Source organism: Micrococcus sp. HOU01 (genome assembly GCF_035609305.1).
Taxonomy (GTDB): Bacteria; Actinomycetota; Actinomycetes; order Actinomycetales; family Micrococcaceae; genus Micrococcus; species Micrococcus luteus.
Map to the genome: position 1 here is coordinate 181,578 of NZ_CP141211.1, position 21,678 is coordinate 203,255.

Genomic DNA, 21,678 nt, shown 5'->3' on the forward strand with positions numbered 1-21,678 from the left:
CGAGGACCACCGCGTTCAACGACCATCCAGAACTCACGGGAGGCATCACATGGCTCGCAAGACCCTGCACGACGAGATCCAGCACGACGGCGACGCGAACGCGTTCGTCGCACGCCAGGCGGAGAACCTGCGCCACTGGGCCGCCCCGAAGGTGGAGTCCACCCGCGCCTGGAGCGAGGTGGCCGCGGCCTACGGGCTGATCGGCGGCTCCGCCGCGGCCGAGGAGGGCCGCCGCAAGGCCCAGGACGCCAAGAAGGAGTACGGCCCCGTGGTCGAGCGCGGGGCGCGGAAGGCCGGCGAGGCCGTCGCGCACCAGTACGGGCTGCTGGCCCCCGCCGTCGCCAAGGGCGTGGACACCGTCCAGGACTTCCTCGAGCACCTGCAGGCCCAGGCGCAGGACGCCGGCCACGAGGTGCAGCAGCAGTTCGCCGCGGCGCGCAAGGACGCTGAGAAGGCCGCGAAGAAGGGCCGCCGTCGTGGGGGCCGCAAGGCCACGCAGCTGCGCCGGGACGGCCGCCAGGCCGCCAAGGGCCTGCGCAAGGACGCGAAGAAGGCCGCCAAGGGCGCCCGTAAGGACGCGCAGCGGTCCGCCGCCCTGTTCAGCGACCGTGCCGGTCAGGCCAAGGACGCCGCCGCGGCGGGCGGCCTGACCCTCGCCGGTCTCCTCGCCACGGGTCTGTCCGCGCTGCAGGAGCAGGGCGGGAAGGTAGCCCCGCAGGTGCAGGCCCGCCTGGCCGACGCCGGCGACTACGCCCAGCGCCGCAAGGAGGAGGTCCTCCCCGTGGCCGCCGCCCGCCTGGCCGACGGCGCCGCGCACGCCCGCAAGACCGCCCACGACGTCGAGGTCCCGGACGCCCTGGAGCAGGCCCTGATCAAGCTCACCGGGGACAAGGCGATCGTGAAGCGCCTGCGCAAGGGTGCCGAGCAGTACGCCGGCGCGGCCGAGAAGGACCTGAACCGTGCCGCCGGTCGCCGGGCCTCCCGCTCGGGCGGCCGCTCCTGGATCGTCGCGGGCATGGCGGCCGCCGCCGCCAGCGCCGGCTTCGCCCTGTGGCGCCTGACCAAGCCGGTGCAGGATCCGTGGACCGCCCCGGTGCCGGGCCCGATCACCGCGAACATCCCGGTGGTGGAGGCGAACAACCCCTACGCCCAGCAGCAGAAGGTCGTGGCCGAGGCCGGCTCGGCCGCGGCGGGCCAGGGCGTGCGGGTGGACACCGCCACCCCGGACCCGGTGGCCGCCGCCAACGCGAAGGTGCTGGGCGTCCAGCCCGGGCAGCAGCGCTGACCCGCTCCCCCCCGTGCCCTGAGCGCGCAGCGGACGACGCCCGGCCCGCGCATCCTCGGCAGGACCGAGGGGCGCGGGCCGTCGCGCGTCCGGACGCCGGTCGGGGCGGGGCCCGGTGGGCGGCCATCGAACGGGGCGCGGGCCTTGTCCGCCGCCGGGAGCACGCGGGAGGCTGGAAGCGCCCGGGATCCCGACGCCGGGCGGAGGAGTGATCCGCATGAGCACGACCCTGACCCTCTTCGGCCACTCGGCCGTCCGCCTCGAGAAGGCCGGCCGACGCCTCGCGTTCGACCCCGGCGCGTTCAGCGACGCGGCGGTCCTGGACGGCGCGGATGCCGTCCTCGTGACACACGGCCACCCGGACCACGTGGTCCCCGAGCAGCTGGCCAGGGCCGTGGCCGGCACGGAGGCGCACGTGTGGGCGCCACGGGACCTCACGGGGCCGCTGGCGGAGGCGGGGCTCGACGCCGGGCGCGTGCATACGGCCGTGCCCGGGGAGACGTTCGAGGCCGCCGGCTTCCGGGTGGAGGTGCTCGGCGGGGAGCACGCGGTGATCCACGCCGAGGTGCCGCGCCCGGTGAACGTGTCCTACCTCGTGGACGGGGCCGTGCTGCACCCCGGCGATTCGTTCACGGTGCCGGACGCCGACGTCGAGGTGCTCCTGCTGCCCGTCGCGGCGCCGTGGCTGCGCATCGCGGACGTGGTGGACCAGATGCGGGCCATCGCGGCGACGCACACCCGCCCCATCCACGACGGCATCCTCAGCGAGGACGGCAAGGGCGTGGTGGACGGGGTGCTCTCGGGGCTCGCCGAGGGCGTGACCGACTACCGGCGTCTGGCCCCCGGGGAGCCCTGGACGTTCTGAGGCACGGGGAGGCGACGGCGGCCGACCCGGGGCCGGTCACCAGCTGAGGGTGATCTCCAGTTCGGCGCCGCCGCCATCCTCGACCTCGAGCTCCACCTCGAGGCCCACGCGGTCCGGGACGGTGACGACCACGTCGCGGTCGCCGTGCTCGATCCGCACCTCGTTCTGCCGGGAGAGCTGGTCGGCGAGGTCGCGCAGGCGTGCGGCGGCCTGCTCGCGGCTGAGGGTCTGCTGCTGCTCGTGCTCGAAGAGGTCCTTGCCCATGGCACCGACGGTAGTCGGTGGGCGGGGTGCGCGCGACGGACGGGCCCCGGCGCGGCCGACGCCGGGGCCCGTGCGGGTCAGCGGGACGCGGCCGGGGCGACGGCGGGGTTCTCGTCGCGGTGGATCTCGAAGCCGGGTGCCCGGTAGGTGGGCTCCCGGCGCTTGAGGGCGCGGATGACGAGCAGGGTCACCGGCACGATGAGGATCTCCACGAGCGTCTTGTAGCCGAAGCCGGTCACCGTGTAGTTCGCCAGTTCCAGCAGCGAGATGGTGCCGGCGTAGGCGATGGTGCAGAAGATCAGGGTGTCGAAGAACTGGCCGACCACGGTGGAGAGGATGAGCCGGAAGGCCACGTGCCGTTCCTTCATGCGCTCCTTGAGGCGGACCACGATGGACGCGTTGAGCAGGGAGCCCACGAGGAACGCGACGAAGCCGGCCACGGTGATCCGCAGCATGGGCGCGAGGGCCTGGTCCCAGACCTCGAAGCCCTCGACGGGCGTGGTCCAGGAGACCACCGTGTAGGTGAGGGCGGCGAGCACGAGCATCGTGAAGCCCAGGACGATGGCCCGGCGGGCCCGGCGCCAGCCGTACACCTCGGCGAGGATGTCGCCGACGATGTACGCGAACGGGAACAGGAAGGCGCCGCCGTCGAAGATGAGGGGGCCGCCGTCGTAGAAGAGGTCGGAGACGATCGGGACGGTGGGGCCGTAGAAGAGCTTGGCCGCGGTGACGCCGGAGAGGATGAGGAGGGCGATGAAGACGCCCACGAAGATGTCGTAGTAGCTCGCGGGCACCCGGGCGTAGGCCGGAGTGCCCTGCCCAGGGGCGGGTCGGTCGGGGGACGGGGTGTCGATGGTGGTGTTCACCGGACCATCCAACACCACGCACGACGGCGACGGGAGCGGTGGGCGGGTCCGGCGGCGGGGGTTCGGGGCAGGCTATCCCCGTCCCTCCGTGGGCAGAAACGCCCTCTCTTCTGCCCACGGGGCCCGAAGTCCTGCGGTTTGTGCCCCAGGAGCCCCCGGGTCGCCGGTTTCTGCCCACGGTGCCGGCGCCGGCGGCCACCCTGGGCATACGAAAGGGCCCGGGAGTCTCACGACTCCCGGGCCCTTCTTCGGTGGAGGCAAGGGGACTCGAACCCCTAACCCCCTGCTTGCAAAGCAGGTGCGCTACCAATTGCGCCATGCCCCCGTGAGGACCGGTCAGTCCTCCGGTGCCGGCTCGACGCCGTCGGCGTCCTCCGGCAGGTCGTCCGTGGCCGTGGCCCAGACGTCCTTCCCCGCACTGTTCTCCCGCCAGAGACGCGCCCCATAGGCAGCTGCCGCGGCGCTGACCACGAGGGCCACGCGTGCCAGTCGACCCATGGGAAGACCTCCGGAGACGAACGGAGCCCCAGCGGACCGGGGCTCTGTGTGGTGGGAGTGGGCGTACCAAGACTTGAACTTGGGACCTCTTCGTTATCAGCGAAGCGCTCTAACCGCCTGAGCTATACGCCCTCACCGTCGCTCACGGCTGACGCCGTTCACAACAGGAGATGACTGTACAGGAACGCCGACGCCCCGCGCAAATCCGCGCGGGGCGTCGTCGAGGGTCTGCTCAGTCGTCCGTCAGCGTGACGCCGAGGCCGCCCACGAGGCTCGCGCAGAGGTTGTAGAGCAGCGCGGCCACGGTGGCCAGGGCGGTCAGCAGGATGACGTTGACCACGGCCAGCACGGTGGCCAGCGAGGTCACGGTGCTCAGCGGGGCCAGGGACGCCACGGTGTAGCGCCCGGCCTCGGAGCCGAGCACGGTGCCGATCACGTCGTTGACCCTGTCGAAGATCCCGAGGACGTCGGACAGCGAGTACAGCGCCACCGCCGCCACCACCGTGAGGATGCCCAGCGCCACCGAGAGCAGGAACGCCAGCTTCAGCACGGACCACGGGTCCACCCGGGTCAGGACCAGGCGGGCGCGGCGCACCTTGGCCTTCGGGACGGCGCGGACCAGGTCCTCCTGCGAGGACCCGCTGGCCTTGCGCACCGGGCGGCCGGACCGCGGCTCGGCGGCCTTCCCGGTGCTCCGCCCCTGGCCGGGACGCGACGACGCGGACGTGCTCACTGCTCTCCTCCGTCTGCACCCTCACCGGCGTCCTGCGTCAGGGCGTCCTCCGGTGCGGCTACGGGGTCGGTCGGGTCGATGTCTGCGTCCAAGGGTACATCCGGCCCCGCCTCGGCCTCGGCGTCCGCCTTCGCCTCCATCTCCTGCTCGTTATTCAGGGTGACGGCGACGATCCGGTCCCGCTTGTCCGGCTTGGCGAAGATCACGCCCATCGTGTCGCGGCCCTTGGCCGGCACACCGGCGACGGCGGAGCGCACCACCTTGCCCGAGGCCATCACCACGAGGACCTCCTGGTCCTCGCGCACCACGAGACCGCCGGCGAGCTCGCCGCGGTCGTCCACGAGCTTGGCGACCTTGATACCGAGGCCGCCGCGGTTCTGCAGGCGGTACTCGTCCACGTGGGTGCGCTTGGCGAAGCCGCCGTCCGTGACGGTGAAGACGTAGCCGTCCTCCTCCACCACGTCCATCGTCAGCAGGGAGTCGTCGTCGCGGAACTTCATGCCCGTCACGCCCGAGGTCGCGCGGCCCATGGGACGCAGCGCCTCGTCCGTGGCGGTGAACCGCAGGGACTGGCCCTTGTGCGAGATCAGGATGAGGTCGTCGTCGGGCGAGACCACGCGGGCCGAGACCAGCTCGTCCCCCTCGCGCAGCTTGATGGCGATCAGGCCGGCGGTGCGGTTCGTGTCGTAGTCCAGCAGCGGCGTCTTCTTCACGAGGCCGCCGCGCGTGGCGAGCACGAGGTACGGGGCCCGGCCGTAGTCCACGAGCGGCTGGATCTGGGCGATCCGCTCGTCCGGCTGGAACGCGAGCAGGTTGGCCACGTGCTGGCCCTTCGCGTCGCGGCCGGCCTTGAGCAGCTCGTACGTCTTGATCCGGTACACGCGGCCGAAGTTCGTGAAGAACAGCAGCCAGTGGTGCGTGGACACGGTGAGGAAGTGCTCGACGACGTCGTCGCCGCGCAGCATCGCCCCGCGCACGCCCTTGCCACCGCGCGCCTGGGACCGGTACTGGTCGATCCGGGTGCGCTTGACGTAGCCGCCGCGGGTGATGGAGACGACCATCTCCTCCTCGGGGATCAGGTCCTCGATGGACATGTCGCCGTCGAAGCCGGCCATGATCTCGGTGCGGCGGTCATCGCCGTGCTTGGCCACGATCTCGGCGAGCTCCTCGGAGATGACCTCGCGCTGACGCTGCGGGGACTCCAGGATCCGGTTGTACTCGGCGATCTTCGCCATGAGGTCGTCGTACTCGTCCTGGATCTTCTGGGACTCCAGGGCGGCGAGCTGGCGCAGCTGCATCTGCAGGATGGCCTGGGCCTGGACGTCGTCGATGTCCAGGAGCTCCTTGAGGGCCTCGCGGGCCACGTCCGCCGAGGCCGAACGGCGGATGGTCGCGATGACCTCGTCCAGCATGTCCAGGGCCTTGAGCAGGCCGCGCAGGATGTGCGCGCGCTCCTCGGCCTTGCGCTTGCGGAACGCGGTGCGGCGCACGATCACGTCGATCTGGTGCTTCACCCAGTGGTGCACGAAGCCGTCCAGGGACAGGGTGCGCGGCACGCCGTCCACGAGCGCGAGCATGTTGGCCGAGAAGTTCGACTGCAGCTCGGTGTGCTTGTAGAGGTTGTTCAGCACCACCTTGGCGACGGCGTCGCGCTTGAGCACGATCACCAGGCGCTGGCCGGTGCGGCCGGAGGTCTCGTCGCGCATGTCCGCGATGCCGCTGATCTTGCCGTCCCGCACCATCTCCGCGATCTTCGCGGCGAGGTTGTCCGGGTTGGTCATGTAGGGCAGCTCGGTGACCACAAGGCACGTGCGGCCCTGGATCTCCTCCACGTTGACCACGGCGCGCATGGTGATGGGGCCGCGGCCGGTCCGGTAGACCTCCTCGATGCCCTTGCGGCCCAGGATCTGGGCGCCCGTGGGGAAGTCGGGGCCGTGCACGCGGGCCAGGAGCGCCTCGAGCAGCTCCTCGCGGGTGGCCTCGGGGTGCTCGAGGTACCACTGCACGCCCGCGGCCACCTCGCGCATGTTGTGCGGCGGGATGTTCGTGGCCATGCCGACGGCGATGCCCGAGGAGCCGTTGACCAGCAGGTTCGGGTACCGGGCGGGCAGGACGACGGGCTCCTGCTGCTTGCCGTCGTAGTTGTCCTGCATGTCGACGGTGTCCTCGTCGATGTCCCGGACCATCTCCATGGCCAGCGGGGCCATCTTGGTCTCGGTGTAGCGCTGGGCGGCCGCGCCGTCGTTGCCCGGGGAGCCGAAGTTGCCCTGGCCGAGCGCCAGCGGGTAGCGCTGGACCCAGTCCTGGATGAGGCGCACGAGGGCGTCGTAGATCGCGGTGTCGCCGTGCGGGTGGTAGTTGCCCATCACGTCGCCCACCACGCGGGCGGACTTGTTGAACGCACGGTCCGGGCGGTAGCCGCCGTCGTACATCGCGTAGAGCACGCGACGGTGCACGGGCTTGAGGCCGTCGCGCACGTCCGGCAGCGCGCGGCCGACGATCACGGCCATCGCGTAGTCCAGGTACGAGCGCTTCATCTCCGACTCGAGGTCGACGGGCTCGACCTTGTCGGCGGCGCCCTCGGGGAGCACGTAGTGCTCCACCTCGATGTCCAGGCCGGTCTGCGGGGGCTGCGGGGTCGGGGCGCCCTCGACGGGCTCGTCCGGGGTCTGGGGGGTGGTCTCGTCGCTCACGCGGGTCCTCTCGTGCTCCCCGCGACGGCGGGGAGGGGGGTCGGCTCAGGCAGGTCTGCGGGTCCGGCTCAGACGTCCAGGAAGCGGATGTCCTTGGCGTTCTGCTGGATGAAGGTGCGGCGGGACTCCACGTCCTCGCCCATGAGCATGGAGAAGACGGCGTCCGCGGCGGCGGCGTCCTCCATGGTCACCTGCAGCAGGGTGCGGTGCTCCGGGTCCATGGTGGTGTCCCAGAGCTCCTGGTAGTTCATCTCGCCCAGGCCCTTGTAGCGCTGCACGCCGTTGTCCTTGGGGTAGCGCCAGCCCTTGGCCAGGCCGGCCTCGACGGCGGCGTCGCGCTCCTCGTCGGAGAACACGTAGTCGTGCGGGGCGTTGGACCACTTGATGCGGTACAGCGGCGGCTGCGCGAGGAACACGTGGCCGGCCTCGATGAGCGGGCGCATGTACCGGAACAGCACGGTCAGCAGCAGCGTGGTGATGTGCTGGCCGTCCACGTCCGCGTCCGCCATGAGCACGATCTTGTGGTACCGCAGCTTGGAGATGTCGAACTCCTCGCCGATGTTGGTGCCGAACGCCGTGATCATCGACTGGATCTCGGCGTTGCCGAGGGCCTTGTCCAGGCGGGCGCGCTCCACGTTCAGGATCTTGCCGCGCAGCGGCAGGATGGCCTGCGTCTCCGGGTTGCGGCCCTGCTTGGCCGAGCCGCCGGCGGAGTCGCCCTCCACGATGTACACCTCGCAGCGTTCGGGGTCCTTCGAGGAGCAGTCGGCCAGCTTGCCGGGCATGCCGAAGGACTCCAGCGGGGACTTGCGGCGCGCGTTGTCCCGGGCCTTGCGGGCGGCCAGGCGGGCGTGCGAGGCCATGATGGCCTTGCGGATGATCTCCTTGGCCGGGCCCGGATTGCGCTCGAACCAGTCGCCGAGGTGGTCCGTGACCGCCTTGGACACGAACCCGCGGGCCTCGGAGTTGCCGAGCTTGGTCTTGGTCTGGCCCTCGAACTGCGGCTCGGAGAGCTTCACGGAGATCACGGCGGTCAGGCCCTCGCGGATGTCCTCGCCCGTGAGGTTGTCCTCCTTGGGCTTGAGGATCTCCTTCTCCCGCGCGTACCGGTTGACCAGGGAGGTCAGCGCGGCGCGGAAGCCCTCCTCGTGGGTGCCGCCCTCGTGGGTGTTGATCGTGTTCGCGTAGGTGTGCACGGACTCCGAGTAGGCGGAGGTCCACTGCATGGCCACCTCGACGGCCATGGAGCGGCCGTCCGAGACGTCCTCGGCCTCGAAGGCGATGACGTTGTCGTGGACGTACTCGACCTTCTTGGCGGAGTTGAGGTGCTGGACGTAGTCGAGCAGGCCGTTCTCGTACAGGTAGGTGACGGAGCGGCGCTGGGGCTCCTGCTCCGCGTCCTCCGCCAGGCCGTTCCCCGCGACGTCCTCACCGGCGGCGCCCTCGCCCACGATCTCGTCGTCGACGACCTCGTTGGACTCCTGGACGCGCTCGTCCGTGAGGGTGATGCGCAGGCCCCTGTTGAGGAAGGCCATCTGCTGGAAGCGGGCACGCAGGGTCTCGTAGTCGAACTCGATCGAGTCGAAGATCTCCGGGTCCGGGTAGAACGTCTGCACGGTGCCCGTGGCGTCCGTGGCCTCACCCTTCACCAGCTCGCCCTGGGGCACGCCGCCGTCCGCGAAGGACATGCGCCACACGTGCCCCTGACGGCGGACCTCGGTGTCCACGCGGCGGGAGAGCGCGTTGACCACGGAGATGCCCACGCCGTGCAGGCCGCCCGAGACGGCGTAGCCGCCGCCGCCGAACTTGCCGCCGGCGTGCAGGATCGTCATGACGACCTCGACGGTCGGCCTCCCCTCGGTGGGGTGCAGGTCCACGGGGATGCCGCGGCCGTCGTCCGCCACGCGCACGCCGCCGTCGGCCTGCAGCGTGACGTCGATGCCGGTGGCGTAGCCGGCCAGCGCCTCGTCCACGGAGTTGTCCACGACCTCGTACACGAGGTGATGCAGGCCCCGCGGCCCGGTGGAGCCGATGTACATGCCGGGGCGCTTGCGGACGGCCTCGAGGCCCTCGAGCACGGTGATGGCGCTGGCGCCGTACTCACCGGGCACCTTCCGGTCCTTCACCGGGGCCTCGGGCTGCCCGACGGCGTCCGGCACGGCCTCCGGGTTCGGCGCGGCCGACGCGGCGGTCGGCTCCTCCGCGGGGTTCTCGGGCATGGCGTCAACCACGGGTGGCTCACTTCCTCGGACGTCGGCGGCAGGGTCGACCCGCGCGCAGGCGCGCGACGCCGCCCGGACATAACCGGCACGCGACACGCTCCCGCAGATCCACGGGGGCGGGGGACGGACGACAACCGGCCCCCTTTCACTGGTCCCAGTGTACCGCCTGACACCCCGAGGGCCCGCATCGACGGGGGTCCGCCGCGGGAGAACACCCGCTCAGCGGCCAGGGACACGGCTCAGGACGTGCGCAGGAGACCGCCCATGCCTCCCGGGCCGTCACCGACCCTGTGAGCGCGCTAGAGCGGCGCCCATGGCCTCGCCGCGTCCGGGACGTCGTCGGGCGGCGCGGGGGGCGGCCCCGGACTCAGCCGTAGGTGTCGCGCGGCCCGCGGCCGCCGCGCACGGTGCGCGGCCCCTTGCGCCAGCTCGGGGCCTGCGGGCCCGTCACCTCGATGCGGGTCACGACGCCGGGCCCGAGCGCCTCGTCGAAGCGCTGCAGGAGCACGGGGCTCATCAGGCGCAGCTGCGTGGCCCACGCGGTGGAGCTCGTCCGGACCCGCACCACGGAGTCCTCGAAGCTCTCCGGGCGGCAGTGCAGCGCGATCTCCGGCCCCACCAGCTCGGCCCAGCGGGTGAGCACGGAGCCGACCGCCACGGGGGTGGACCAGCCGCGGTCGCGGATGAGCCGGCCGAACACGGTGGACACCGTGGCCGGGTCCCGGTCCGCACCCCCGAACGGGCGCCGACGGTCCTGCCGCTCCCGGCCGGCCGACGGAGTGCCCGCCATGGCCCCGGCCAGGCCCGCGCCCGTCCCCCGCGCCCGCAGCGGTGCCTCGCCCCGCTCCCGGACGGCCTCGCGGACCCGACGCAGTTGCACGAGCGCCAGGTCCGGCCGGTCCGGCTCGAACGGGGCGGGAGTCTCAGCCATCGGCGCCGCCCTCGCGCCGGGGCTCGCGGATGTCGCCCTCCACGGGGGCCGCGGCGGCCACGGCCTCGGAGCCCTCCGCGTCCTGGCGGATGAGCACGCGGTGGGCCGTGAGCTCCTCGGGGACGTCCTCGAGCGCGGCGGCCGTGACGATCACCTGCTCGGCCCGGTGGACGAGCGCGGCGAGGCGGCGACGACGGGCGGAGTCGAGCTCCGCGAACACGTCGTCCAGGATCAGGACGGGGCGGGCGTCGGGGTCCGGGTCGTCGGCCACGAGCACGTCGTAGGCCGCCATGCGCAGGGCCAGCGCCAGCGACCACGTCTCCCCGTGGGAGGCGTAGCCGCGCGCGGGCGCCGGGCCCAGGAAGAGGGCGAGCTCGTCCCGGTGGGGGCCCACCAGGGTGAGCGCCCGCGCCCGCTCCTCCTCCCGCTGGGCCTCGAGCGTCCGGCGCATGTCCGCGGCCAGGTCCGCCACGGCCGGGACCTCCGCGTGGGTGCCGCGGGCCAGCGGGACGGTGGACTCGTAGGCGTAGGCCGCCGCCTTGGAGCCGTTGGTCAGCGCCGCATACATCTCCTGGAGGGGGCGGGCCAGCAGGCGCAGCACGTGCAGGCGGCCGTGGAGCAGGCGGGCGCCGGCGGCGCAGAGGTGCTCGTCCCAGACGGCGAGGGTCGCGTCCTCCTCGGGGCCCCAGCGGCGAGAGCCGCGGCTCGACTTGAGCAGGGCGTTGCGCTGGCGCAGCACGCGTTCGTAGTCGGCGGCGGCCTCGCCGAGGGCCGGACGCAGCTGCACCATGAGCTGGTCGAGGAGACGACGGCGGCCGCCCGGCTCCCCCGTCACGAGGCCCAGGTCCTCCGGGGCGAAGACCACGGTGCGCAGGATCCCGAGGCCCTCCTTCGCCCGCGCGGGGGCACCACGGTTGATGGCCACCCGGTTGGACCGGCCCGGCAGGATCTCCAGCTCGAGGGCGACGGTGCGGGAACCGCGGTGCACGCGTCCGGCGATCCGGGCCCGGTCCCGGCCGAAGCGCACGAGCTGAGCGTCCGAGCTGACCCGGTGGGACTGCTGGGCGCCGAGGTAGCCGATCGCCTCCACGAGGTTGGTCTTGCCCACCCCGTTGGCCCCGAGCAGCACCGTGGACCCCGGCGTCAGCTCCAGGTCGGCCCAGCGGTAGGACCGGAAGTCCGCGACGGTGAGGTGGGACAGGTACACGGGAGCGTCCAGCCCCCAGCGTCAGGCGATGCGCACCGGCATCACGAGGTAGCGGTAGTCGGAGACGACGCCGTCCTCCTGGTTCACGCCGGTGAGCAGGGCGGGCTTGGGCGCGGACGTGAACGCGAAGCGCACCTGCGGCTGGTCCACCACGGCCAGGCCCTCGGAGAGGTAGGACGGGTTGAACGCCACGGTGATGTCCTCGCCCTCGAGCGTGCACGGCACGGACTCGTTGGCGCTCGCGTCGTCGCCGCTGCCGGCGTCCAGGGTGACCTGGCCGTCCGTGAACACCATGCGCAGTGCGGTGTTGCGCTCGGCCACGAGGGCCACGCGGCGGGACGCCTCGACCAGGGCGGCGGTGTCCACCACGGCCTGGATGGGGCTGGACTCGGGGAAGAGCGAGCGGATCTTGGGGTACTCGCCGTCCACGAGCACGGAGGTGGTGCGGCGGCCGCCGGAGGCGAAGCCCACGAGGTCGGCGGTCTGACCGAGCAGGATCTCCAGGTCGCCGCCGGAGCCGAGGGACTTGGCGACCTCGGTGAGCGTGCGCGCCTTGATGAGCAGCGACGTTGAGAGGGACGGGTCCGCCGGGGTCCAGCGGATCTCCTTCATGGCCAGCCGGTAGCGGTCCGTGGCCAGGAAGGTCATGGTGTCGCCCTCGATCTCCACCTTCACGGCGGTGAGGATCGGCAGGGTGTCGTCCTTGGACGCGGCGACGGTGACCTGGGCGACGGCGTGGGCGAACGCGGCGCCGTCCACGGTGCCCGCGGGGGCCGGCAGCTCGGGCAGCGCCGGGTAGTCGCCCACGGGCATCGTGGCCAGGGCGAAGCGAGAGGAGCGGCAGGTGACGAGCACCTTGCCGCCGTCGAGCTCCACCGTGACCTGGGCCTGCGGCAGGGAGCGGACGATGTCGTTCAGCAGACGGCCGGAGACGAGCACCTGGCCCGCGGTCTCGACGTCCGCCTCGATCTCCAGGCGCGCGGAGGTCTCGTAGTCGAAGCTCGCGATGGACACGACGCCGGCCTCGGCCGTGATCAGCAGGCCCGAGAGCACCGGCACCGGCGGGCGCGGGGACAGGGAGCGGGCGGCCCAGGAGACGGCGTCGGTGAGGATGTCGCGTTCGACGGTGAACTTCACGAGCTGCACTGCCTCTCTGGGGGGGGGTGATGACGGGGGTTGCCGGCCAGGGGGGAACGGCGACACGCGGGCCTCAGCATAGGCGGTCCGCGCGGCGGGTGTCAGGTCGCCGACGAATGACAGCGGTGTGATTCCACGGATCTCGAGCGCCCGGGCGCAGCCTGGGCCGTCGAGGCGCTCAGCTCGGTGCGGGGCGGTGGAGATGATGTTGCTTGGCGGGATCTCTCCAGAGGGATCAGAAGGAGTGGTAGCGGGTGTGGATCCTGTGGAGAACGCGGTTCTGCCGCGCCACCACGCGGATCCGGTTGGGGGAACCGTGTGGACGCCCGCTCGTTCGGGGTGTGCATCCGGTGTGGACGATCCTCGGAGCCCCTCCCCCGCTCTGCACAGGCTCGTCCGGAGTTGTCCAGACTCATCCCCGGATCCACCCCCCAGTTGTCCACATTCCTGTCCACAGGGCGCGTCCACACCCGTCGAAAACCGCGAGATCATGCGGTTTTCGGCTGTGGAGATATGTGGAGACGCGTGGACTACTGAATGACGCCGGTGTGATTCACCAGCCTGTGCACCGTGGTCGTCCCCAGGGGTGTGGACGCGGCGTGAGCGGCCTGATTCCGCCATCCACAGGGGCGGCGGTTGTCCACAGCGGCGGGGGTTCTCCACAGAGTTGTCCACACCGGTGGACAATGTGGAGGAAGGCTCGAGTCCCGGTCGAAGGTTCGAACCGGGACTTGAGGGTGGGACGGCGGGTGGCTCAGGCGCCGCGCTGCTTGCGCTTGATCTCGTTGGTGAGCTCGGTGACCTGGTTGTAGATCGTTCGCCGCTCGGCCATCAGCTCGCGGATCTTGCGGTCCGCGTGGATGACGGTGGTGTGGTCGCGGCCGCCCAGGACCTGACCGATCTTGGGCAGGGACATCTCGGTCAGCTCGCGCAGCAGGTACATGGCGATCTGCCGCGCCGTCACCAGCGTGCGGGTGCGGGACTTGCTGGTCAGCTCCTCGAGGGTGAGATTGAAGTACTCCCCCGTGGCGTGCAGGATCAGCTCCGGCGTGATCTCGTGCGCCGTCTCGTCCGTGATCAGGTCCTTGAGCACATGCTCGGCCAGCTCGATGTCCACGGTCTGCCGGTTGAGCGAGGCGAACGCGGTCACGCGGATCAGCGCGCCCTCGAGCTCGCGGATGTTCGTGGAGATGCGCGAGGCGATGTACTCCAGCGCCTCCGGCGGGGCCACGAGCCCCTCGGCCTCCGCCTTCTTCCGGAGGATCGCGATGCGCGTCTCGAGGTCCGGCGGCTGGATGTCCGTGATCAGGCCCCACTCGAAGCGGGAGCGCAGCCGGTCCTCGAACCCGGAGAGCTGCTTGGGCGGCAGGTCCGAGGTGATGACCACCTGCTTGTTGTTGTTGTAGAGCGTGTTGAAGGTGTGAAAGAACTCCTCGACCGTCGCCTCCTTGTCCGCCAGGAACTGGATGTCGTCGATCAGCAGGATGTCCACGTTGCGGTAGACCTGCTTGAACGAGGCGCCCTCGTCGTGGCGGATGGAGTTGATGAAGTCGTTGGTGAACTCCTCCGAGTTCACGTACCGCACCCGCAGGCCCGGGTAGAGGCGACGGGCGTAGTGCCCGATCGCGTGCAGCAGGTGCGTCTTGCCCAGGCCGGACTCGCCGTAGATGAACAGCGGGTTGTACGCCTTCGCCGGCGCCTCGGCCACCGCGTTCGCGGCGGCGTGCGCGAACCGGTTGGACGAGCCGATCACGAACGTCTCGAAGTGGTAGCGGTCGTTGAGGCGGCTGGTCTCCGCGGACGTCGACGGCGGCGCGGGGGTCGGCTTGCCGTTCCCGTTCGGGGCCGCGGGCGCGGCAGGCGCGACGTCGGCCGGCGGCTCGATGCGGAAGCCCGGCAGCTCCTCGGCGACGGCGCGGCGGGAGGTGGCGGCGGTCGCGGCCGGGGGCAGCTCGACGTCAGGCGCCGCGGCGGCGGACGGCCCGCCGGCGAGGGAGGAGCGGCGGGCCTCCGAGGAGGGGGTCCGCGGCGGCTGCAGGTTCGCGTCGATCGAGATGGCCAGCAGGATTTCCTCGCGGAACTCCTTGGTCAGGGCGTCCGTGAGGGCGTCGGCCACCTGGGTGCCCTGGAGCGTCTCGCGGGTGGTCTCGTTCGGCACGGCCAGCAGGAGCGTGTTGCCGATGAGGCCCTGCGGCTGGGCCAGGTAGACGAAGCCCATGAGGCGGGCGCTGACCCGCGCGTCGTCCTCGAGGGAGCCCACGACGGAGCGCCACGAGCTGAGCACGGCCTGGTCTGCCACCACGGAGGCTTCCTTTCCTGGGGCAGACGTCCCCGAGGACGGGGGCGGCTGCGCGAGACGGACGACGGTGCTCGGAGTCTAACGGTTGTCCACAGGGTTGTGCACAGACGGTGGACAACCCCTATCATCCTGTGGACGACCGTCCCGGGCGCCCGTGTGCGTCCGGGCTCCGCGCGCACCCGTTTGACCCCCGCGCACCCCGGCCACTAGAGTTGTCTGGTCCCCCGGGTGTCGGTTGATCGTGCCCGCCGGGGATTTCATGTCAGAGCCTCACCGGTCCTTCTCCCTGGTCCACCTGCTCAGGTCGACGGTCGAAGGCACACAACACGTCGTGGAGAGATCATAGTGACCAAGCGCACGTTCCAGCCCAACAACCGCCGTCGTGCCCGCAAGCACGGCTTCCGTGCCCGCATGCGCACCCGCGCCGGCCGCGCCATCCTGTCCGCTCGCCGCGGCAAGAACCGCGCCGAGCTGTCCGCCTGAGGACGTCGGTCCAGGGACGGCGCGCCCCGTGCTGCCCCGTGACCGTCGCGTCCGCACGCCCGCGGAGTTCCGTCACCTCGGTCGCACCGGCACCCGCGCGGGTCGGCGCACCGTGGTGGTGAGCGTCGCCACGGACCCCGACCAGACCCGGTCCACGCCGCCGAGCGCCCCTCGGCCGCGGGCCGGGTTCGTCGTGTCCAAGGCCGTGGGGAACGCGGTGACCCGCAACCGGGTGAGGCGGCGGCTGCGCGCCGTCGTCGCGGATCAGATGCGCCTGCCCCCGCTGCGCGACCTGCCGGTTTTGGTGCAGGTCCGCGCGCTGCCGGCCGCCGCCGAGGCGGACTACGCGCTGCTGCGCCGCGAGACCGTCGGCGCGCTGGCCAAGGCGCTCAGGCCGCACCTGCCCGCCGTCCCCCGGGACGAGGCCTAGATGGCCGTCACGCCCTCGCCGTTCACCGTGCTCGAGCCCTCCCGCGAGTGGGGCCCGGTGCGCGCGCTGCCCTCCGCCCTGCTGGCCGGGCTGCTGACCGTCTACCGGGCGGTCGTCTCCCCGCTGTACGGGCAGGTCTGCCGGTTCTTCCCCAGCTGCTCCGCCTACGGGCTGGAGGCCGTGCACGTGCACGGCGCGGTGAAGGGCTCGTGGCTCGCGGCGCGGCGCATCGGCCGCTGCCACCCCTGGAACGACGGCGGCGTGGACCCGGTCCCGCCCGGGCACCGGCGCTGGCCGCCGGGCCGGCAGCCGCGGATCCTCGCCCTGAACCACCCTCCCATCCCACCTGATCTTCCGCAGGAGGACTGACCCTCATGTTCGAAGCCATCCTCGCCCCGTTCCGCTGGCTGATGTCCTGGCTGCTCGGGGCGTTCCACAGCGTCCTGGACTTCGCGGGCCTGCCCGCGGACTCCGGTTGGACGTGGGCCCTGTCCATCCTCCTGCTGGTGGTGCTCATCCGCACCCTGCTGATCCCGCTGTTCGTCAAGCAGATCAAGGCGCAGCGCGCCATGCAGGCCATCCAGCCGGAGCTGCAGAAGCTGCAGGCCAAGTACAAGGGCAAGAAGGACCAGCTCTCCCGCCAGGCCATGGCCATGGAGCAGCAGGCGCTCATGAAGGAGCACAAGGCGAACCCGTTCGCCGCCTGCCTGCCGCTGCTGATCCAGATGCCGTTCTTCTTCGCCCTGTACCAGGTGCTGCTCGGCGCGCGCGGCGCGTCCGAGCGCGGCGAGGCCATGGACGCCCTGTCCGCGGACCAGATCCGCTCCTTCGAGGGCTCCACGATCTTCGGCGCCCGCATGTCGGACACCTTCCTGAACTCCTTCGGCGATCCGGGCAGCGCGCCCGTGATCATCACGGCGATCGTGCTGATCGTGCTGATGTCGGGCTCGATGTTCTACATGCAGAAGATGCTCATGACGAAGAACATGACGCAGCAGGCCCTCTCCGGGCCCATGATGCAGACGCAGCAGATCATGCTCTACGCCATGCCCCTGATCTTCGGCATCGGCGGCATCAACTTCCCCATCGGCGTGCTCCTGTACTGGACCTACTCCAACTTCTGGGCCGTCGGCCAGCAGTGGTGGATCATCCGCAACAACCCCACCCCGGGCTCCCTCGCCGAGAAGGAGCTCAACGAGCGCCGCGCCGCCAAGGGCCTGCCCCCGGTCGGCCAGAAGGTCACCGACTCCAAGGCGGAGCCCTCCTCCGCCCACACCCAGGCCGCCGGCGGCGGTGCCGTGCTGAACGGTGAGGTCGTCCGCCAGTCGGGTCAGCGCGTCCAGCCCCAGCGCAAGAACCGCAGGAGGAAGTGAGCATGTCCGCCGAGAACGTGACCCCGGCCCCCGAGGCCGAGGACGCCGTCGTCGAGACCCCCGCGGGCCAGGGCTCTCGCGTCGCGGAGCAGGACGATGCCGCCGTCTCGGAGACGGTACGCCGCCTCGAGGAGGAGGGCGACGTCGCCGCGGACTACGTCGAGGAGCTGCTCGACATCGCGGACCTGGACGGGGACATCGACATCGAGGTCCGCGACGGGCGCACGTACGTGTCCGTCGTCTCCGAGGACCACGACGAGCGCCTGGACGGCCTCGTCGGCCCCGACGGCCGCACCCTGGAGGCCCTGCAGGAGCTCGTCCGGCTGGCCGTGCTCGCCGCCACGGGGCACCGCTCCCGGCTGATCCTGGACGTCTGCGGGCACCGGGAGCGCCGCAACGTCGCCCTGCGCACCGCCGCCCAGGCGGCCGTCGAGCGCGTCCGCGCCGGCGAGGGTCCCGTGCACCTCGAGCCCATGGGCGCGTACGAGCGCAAGATCGTCCACGACGTCGTCGCGGACGCCGGCCTGACCTCCGAGTCGGAGGGCGAGGGCGCCCGCCGGCACGTGGTCATCTCCGCCGATGACTGAGCGGGGCTCGGCCTACGAGCGGCGCCCCGGGCTGGATCCGCGGGACCGGGGCGACCGTCCCGCACCCGTGGGACAGCCGGCACCGCCGCTGACCAATGCGCTGCGGCCGGCCGCCGTCGAGCTGTTCGGCGAGGCCCTCCCCCGGGCCGAGGCGTACGTGGCCCACCTGGCGGACACCGGCATCGAGTGGGGCCTGATCGGTCCGCGCGAGGCGCCCCGTCTCTGGGAGCGCCACGTCCTGAACTGCGCCGTGGTCGAGGAGCTCCTCCCGCAGGGTGCGCTCGTGGCCGACGTCGGCTCCGGTGCGGGCCTGCCCGGCCTGTGCCTCGCGCTCGCGCGCCCCGACTGCCAGTTCCTGCTCATCGAGCCGCTCGAGCGGCGCGTGGAGTGGCTGGACATGGTGGTCGCCGACCTCGGCCTGGAGAACGTGGACGTGATCCGCGGCCGCGCCGAGCAGGTCTCCGGGAACCTCGACGTCGACGTCGTGACCGCCCGCGCCGTGTCCGCGCTGAAGACCCTCGTGCCGCTGACCATGCCGATGCTGCAGGGCGCCGGGGAGCTGCTGGCCATCAAGGGCCGCTCCGCGGCCGACGAGATCGCCGCCGCCCGCAAGGTCCTGCGCAAGTATGGTGGTGCCGAGCCCGAGATCCTCACGGTGGGCGAGGGCCTGCTGCCCGAGACCACCACCGTCGTGCGCGTCAGCGCGCGTCCCCGCTGACCCCTCCCCCACCGGGACGGGACGGGCCGGGCGGCAGCAGATCCGCACACCCGCGACCCAGGAGGTAGAGCCGCATGGCGCAGGAGCAGGAGAGCCGGGGTGGGGCCTGGAGGGCCCTGCGCCAGAAGTGGACCGGCCGGACCGCCGAGAAGGGCGGCGCGGACGCCGAGGAGCCCGCGCGGCTCCAGCGTCGCCGTCTGACGCGCCCCGACCGCACCCGCGTGTTCACGACGTCCAACCAGAAGGGCGGCGTCGGCAAGACGACGACGACGGTCAACCTGGCCGCGGCCCTCGCCCGCGCGGGCATGCGGGTGATGGTGGTGGACATCGACCCGCAGGGCAATGCGTCCACCGCGCTGAACATCCCCCACACCGGAGACGTCGCCTCCGTGTATGACGTGCTCCTGGGCGAGATGGAGATCCAGGACGTCGTGCAGGACGCCCCGGACGTGGACGGCCTGCAGGTGGTGCCCGCGACGATCGACCTGGCCGGTGCCGAGATCGAGCTGGTCTCTCTGGTGGCCCGCGAGCAGCGACTGTCGCGGGCGCTCGAGGCGTACACCGCCTGGCGCGAGGAGGACGGCCAGGAGCGGCTGGACTACGTGTTCATCGACTGCCCGCCGTCCCTGGGCCTGCTGACGGTCAACGCGTTCGTGGCGGCCGAGGAGGTGCTCATCCCGATCCAGGCCGAGTACTACGCCCTCGAGGGCCTCTCCCAGCTGCTCAAGAACGTGCAGATGATCCAGAAGCACCTGAACCCGCGTCTCCAGGTGAGCACCATCCTGCTGACGATGTTCGACGCGCGGACCAACCTCGCCGTGCAGGTGGCGGAGGAGGTCCGGACGCACTTCCCGGAGCAGCTGCTGAACACCGCGATCCCCCGCAACGTCCGCATCTCCGAGGCCCCCAGCTATCAGCAGACGGTGCTGACCTACGACCCGGCCTCGGCCGGCGCCGTGGCGTACCGGGAGGCGGCCGCAGAGATCGCCGGCCGTGGTGCGCCGACGGCCCTGAAGGGCTGACGCCCAGGCGGTCCGCTGCGGTGATCGCCGGGTGGTGCCGCTGACGACGACGTAAGCCCGCCGGAGGGAGCAGTCCCCCGGCGGGTTTCGTCGTGAGTGAGTTGCGGCCCGACAGATGAGGGGTGGGAAGACAAGCGGAATCACTGGGCCTGTCGAAAGTTCGGGTTTCACGTGAAACAACGGTCTCCGTGGTGCGAGTGTGGTGCCGCCGCAGCGGGATGACGGGGCGGGTGCCCGTGGTCGACCGCTTCCGACAGACATGCCGCCCTCTCCTCCCCTGGGCCGAGCCCTCTGCCGCTCCGTTGTGGGCGGGGCGCATCTGTCGCCAGGGGGGGCAGCCGGGGGCGACGACGCACGAAGTCACGGGGAGGACGGTTTCGCCCTGGGGCGGGACCGCGGCTGTGATGGCCGGCCGGCGGCGCACCGTGCGTTGAGGTGCGCCTCGGGAGCTGCGCGGTTTGTGGGGAACGTCCTGGCCTGCGGGTGCGGACGTGCAGGGCATGGCCCGTCCCTGCCCCCCAGGCGGGCTCGTGGCAGCCCCGAGAATGCAGCCGTCGAGCAGGCCGGGTGCCGTGGCTGGGTGCCCCCTCCCCCATGTCAGACCTCCTCGCCGTCGGTGACGTGCAGGAAATCGGGGGCCAGAGCGGAGCACGAGTCAGACTGCCGTCGCGGGGGTGCGCGGCCGGTCTGTCAGTCAGCGTGTGCGAGAGGAGACGTCAGCGGCGAGGGGGTCTGCTGTGATTCGTCTGAGTTGGAGGGGCCGATTGGCGGCGCCTGCAGGACAGTTCTGCTGTGCATTCCTGTGTGCGGAGAAAGAGAGCCTCCGGTGAGGAAGAGCGGTCGTGTGCCCCCAATGTATACAGAGACAAGTGGTTGAACTGGCCAACAGGCGTCTTGACGTGGTCACCAGCGAACGTCGATGTTGATATGTGGACAACATCTGTGGACAGGGGACGTCTAAGGTGTGCGGCCGTAGATGCCTCTGCGGTGTTGATGAGCCCTGCTCAGTCTCCTGTAGCGTCTGACGGCTGGGCACGGGGACGGCGTGTGAATGGTGACTTCGGTGGAGGCCCCCCGGGGAGCCCGCGGCGGCTCCGTGCGGGATGGGGCGGGCCGTGTGGTTCTGTCGCTTGCAGCGACGTGGGAACCAGGGCGTCGAGTAATCGGCCGGTCGCCGGGGGTTTCACGTGAAACACGGTGGTTCCGCGCTCACCTAGCGTCGATCCCTGACCGCAGCTGTCCGCGGATGGAGGCATTGAAGACCCAGTTTCCACACGAGGCGGTCCTGAAACTTTGATGGGCGGCCTCAGCTGACAGGACGGATGGAGTCAGTGGGTCGGGTGGAGCGCCCGCCGCGTCACTGTACTGCCGCCCGTGACATCGGCGACCACATCGAGCAGTTTCTGTCAACGGCGAAAGTGGATGCACGCTGCCCCGACATGGGACCCGCGACCCGACATTCCCTCCCGGCCGTTTCACGTGAAACTGAACGACCGGTGATCGGGGCTCACTAGATCGAGCCAGTACCATCAGCGACGCGGCAAGTCTGAACCTTTCAAGATATAGAGGACCCTGCGCACGCCGGCCTCGGGGTGCGACCCGTTGGTGGGCGAGCTTCCATGGATGAACGCGCGGTCGAATCTTCGAACGATACGTTTCACGTGAAACGAGCTTCGGGTGGAAGCGCCGTGCCGCGAGGTCACAATCCCAGGCGATCCAGGGAGCACACGATCCGTGTCGGGAGCGAGCTGAGCGAGAATGGCGCAGGAGTGTGGCACTGACTCGCGGGTGAGCGAGCACGTGGCCCACCCGAACTCATGTCGTACTTGGATGACAGACTCGTCCGTGTTTCACGTGAAACGCGGATGGTGAAGCAGCGTTCAATTCGTGAGCTGCGCGGGTGTGAGGAAGCACTGACGGCGAAGCGACGAGTAGGTCGAGCTCATCCGTTCGGCGATTCGAGTGTTCACATCACACCGCGGGGAAGTGGGACGAGTGCTTCGATGCTGGTCCGCCATTGCGCGTCCGATGAAGCACATCATCATGCGGGTAGCCAGCGATCTGA

General features: G+C 71.2%; 19 protein-coding genes and 2 tRNA genes. 9 read left to right on the forward strand and 12 right to left on the reverse strand.

The features are described 5' to 3' along the window. Positions 1-49: 49 nt before the first annotated feature. Both SOY78_RS00855 and SOY78_RS00860 read left to right on the forward strand, forming a co-directional pair. Positions 50-1,285: a hypothetical protein gene (locus tag SOY78_RS00855; RefSeq protein ID WP_324701654.1), complete on the forward strand. Its 1,236-nt coding sequence runs from the start codon at positions 50-52 to the stop codon at positions 1,283-1,285. A 217-nt stretch (positions 1,286-1,502) separates the two neighbouring features. Then, entirely contained in the window at positions 1,503-2,150 is a 648-nt protein-coding gene (locus SOY78_RS00860; protein WP_036384426.1) for an MBL fold metallo-hydrolase, read from the forward strand. Between the two features lie 36 nt (positions 2,151-2,186). Here SOY78_RS00860 and SOY78_RS00865 read toward each other — a convergent pair whose 3' ends face one another. The 12 genes from SOY78_RS00865 to dnaA form a co-directional block, all read right to left on the reverse strand. Further along, positions 2,187-2,414, reverse strand: a complete 228-nt coding sequence (locus tag SOY78_RS00865; RefSeq protein ID WP_036384429.1) for an amphi-Trp domain-containing protein — start codon at positions 2,412-2,414, stop codon at positions 2,187-2,189. Positions 2,415-2,491: 77 nt separating this feature from the next. Then, positions 2,492-3,280 (reverse strand): queuosine precursor transporter, encoded by a 789-nt coding sequence (locus SOY78_RS00870; protein ID WP_036384431.1) that lies wholly within the window; start codon positions 3,278-3,280, stop codon positions 2,492-2,494. 252 nt (positions 3,281-3,532) lie between these two features. Then, positions 3,533-3,605, reverse strand: a tRNA-Ala gene (locus SOY78_RS00875). An 11-nt stretch (positions 3,606-3,616) separates the two neighbouring features. Beyond that, positions 3,617-3,778, reverse strand: coding sequence for a hypothetical protein (locus SOY78_RS00880; RefSeq protein ID WP_020624432.1), 162 nt, complete (start codon positions 3,776-3,778; stop codon positions 3,617-3,619). Positions 3,779-3,836: 58 nt separating this feature from the next. Next, positions 3,837-3,910 (reverse strand) — tRNA-Ile (locus SOY78_RS00885). A gap of 100 nt (positions 3,911-4,010) precedes the next feature. Next, positions 4,011-4,511 (reverse strand): DUF3566 domain-containing protein, encoded by a 501-nt coding sequence (locus SOY78_RS00890; protein ID WP_010079768.1) that lies wholly within the window; start codon positions 4,509-4,511, stop codon positions 4,011-4,013. Then, positions 4,508-7,204 carry a DNA gyrase subunit A gene (gene gyrA / locus SOY78_RS00895; protein WP_324701655.1) on the reverse strand — a complete coding sequence of 899 codons (2,697 nt, stop codon included), beginning with the start codon at positions 7,202-7,204 and terminating at the stop codon, positions 4,508-4,510. The genes SOY78_RS00890 and gyrA overlap by 4 nt, the downstream gene beginning before the upstream one ends. A gap of 68 nt (positions 7,205-7,272) precedes the next feature. After that, entirely contained in the window at positions 7,273-9,423 is a 2,151-nt protein-coding gene (gene gyrB / locus SOY78_RS00900) for a DNA topoisomerase (ATP-hydrolyzing) subunit B (protein ID WP_181743470.1), read from the reverse strand. A 370-nt stretch (positions 9,424-9,793) separates the two neighbouring features. Then, positions 9,794-10,357 carry a DUF721 domain-containing protein gene (locus tag SOY78_RS00905; RefSeq protein WP_036384437.1) on the reverse strand — a complete coding sequence of 188 codons (564 nt, stop codon included), beginning with the start codon at positions 10,355-10,357 and terminating at the stop codon, positions 9,794-9,796. After that, positions 10,350-11,564, reverse strand: coding sequence for a DNA replication/repair protein RecF (recF, locus tag SOY78_RS00910; RefSeq protein ID WP_324701656.1), 1,215 nt, complete (start codon positions 11,562-11,564; stop codon positions 10,350-10,352). Before recF ends, SOY78_RS00905 begins: the two co-directional genes overlap by 8 nt. A 21-nt stretch (positions 11,565-11,585) precedes the next feature. After that, positions 11,586-12,701, reverse strand: coding sequence for a DNA polymerase III subunit beta (dnaN, locus tag SOY78_RS00915; RefSeq protein WP_036384517.1), 1,116 nt, complete (start codon positions 12,699-12,701; stop codon positions 11,586-11,588). A 754-nt stretch (positions 12,702-13,455) separates the two neighbouring features. Beyond that, complete coding sequence (gene dnaA / locus SOY78_RS00920) at positions 13,456-15,003, reverse strand: chromosomal replication initiator protein DnaA (RefSeq protein ID WP_036384440.1); 1,548 nt, start codon at positions 15,001-15,003, stop codon at positions 13,456-13,458. A 342-nt stretch (positions 15,004-15,345) separates the two neighbouring features. On the opposite strand from dnaA, the gene rpmH reads away from it, so the two are divergent. The 7 genes from rpmH (at position 15,346) to SOY78_RS00955 (ending at position 19,613) form a co-directional block, all read left to right on the forward strand. Then, positions 15,346-15,483 carry a 50S ribosomal protein L34 gene (gene rpmH / locus SOY78_RS00925; protein ID WP_002856443.1) on the forward strand — a complete coding sequence of 46 codons (138 nt, stop codon included), beginning with the start codon at positions 15,346-15,348 and terminating at the stop codon, positions 15,481-15,483. A gap of 28 nt (positions 15,484-15,511) precedes the next feature. Further along, positions 15,512-15,913, forward strand: a complete 402-nt coding sequence (rnpA, locus tag SOY78_RS00930) for a ribonuclease P protein component (protein WP_036384442.1) — start codon at positions 15,512-15,514, stop codon at positions 15,911-15,913. Then, complete coding sequence (gene yidD / locus SOY78_RS00935) at positions 15,914-16,282, forward strand: membrane protein insertion efficiency factor YidD (RefSeq protein ID WP_036384444.1); 369 nt, start codon at positions 15,914-15,916, stop codon at positions 16,280-16,282. It begins immediately after the preceding gene. A gap of 5 nt (positions 16,283-16,287) precedes the next feature. Continuing rightward, on the forward strand, positions 16,288-17,286 hold the full coding sequence (gene yidC / locus SOY78_RS00940) for a membrane protein insertase YidC (RefSeq protein ID WP_036384446.1): 999 nt from the start codon (positions 16,288-16,290) through the stop codon (positions 17,284-17,286). A 2-nt stretch (positions 17,287-17,288) separates the two neighbouring features. Beyond that, positions 17,289-17,873, forward strand: coding sequence for a protein jag (locus SOY78_RS00945; protein ID WP_036384448.1), 585 nt, complete (start codon positions 17,289-17,291; stop codon positions 17,871-17,873). After that, the gene (gene rsmG, locus SOY78_RS00950; protein WP_080696025.1) at positions 17,866-18,591 is read left to right on the forward strand and encodes a 16S rRNA (guanine(527)-N(7))-methyltransferase RsmG; all 726 of its coding nucleotides are present in this window, start codon (positions 17,866-17,868) and stop codon (positions 18,589-18,591) included. Before SOY78_RS00945 ends, rsmG begins: the two co-directional genes overlap by 8 nt. A 74-nt stretch (positions 18,592-18,665) precedes the next feature. Further along, on the forward strand, positions 18,666-19,613 hold the full coding sequence (locus tag SOY78_RS00955; RefSeq protein ID WP_002856435.1) for a ParA family protein: 948 nt from the start codon (positions 18,666-18,668) through the stop codon (positions 19,611-19,613). The last annotated feature ends 2,065 nt before the right edge of the window (positions 19,614-21,678 follow it).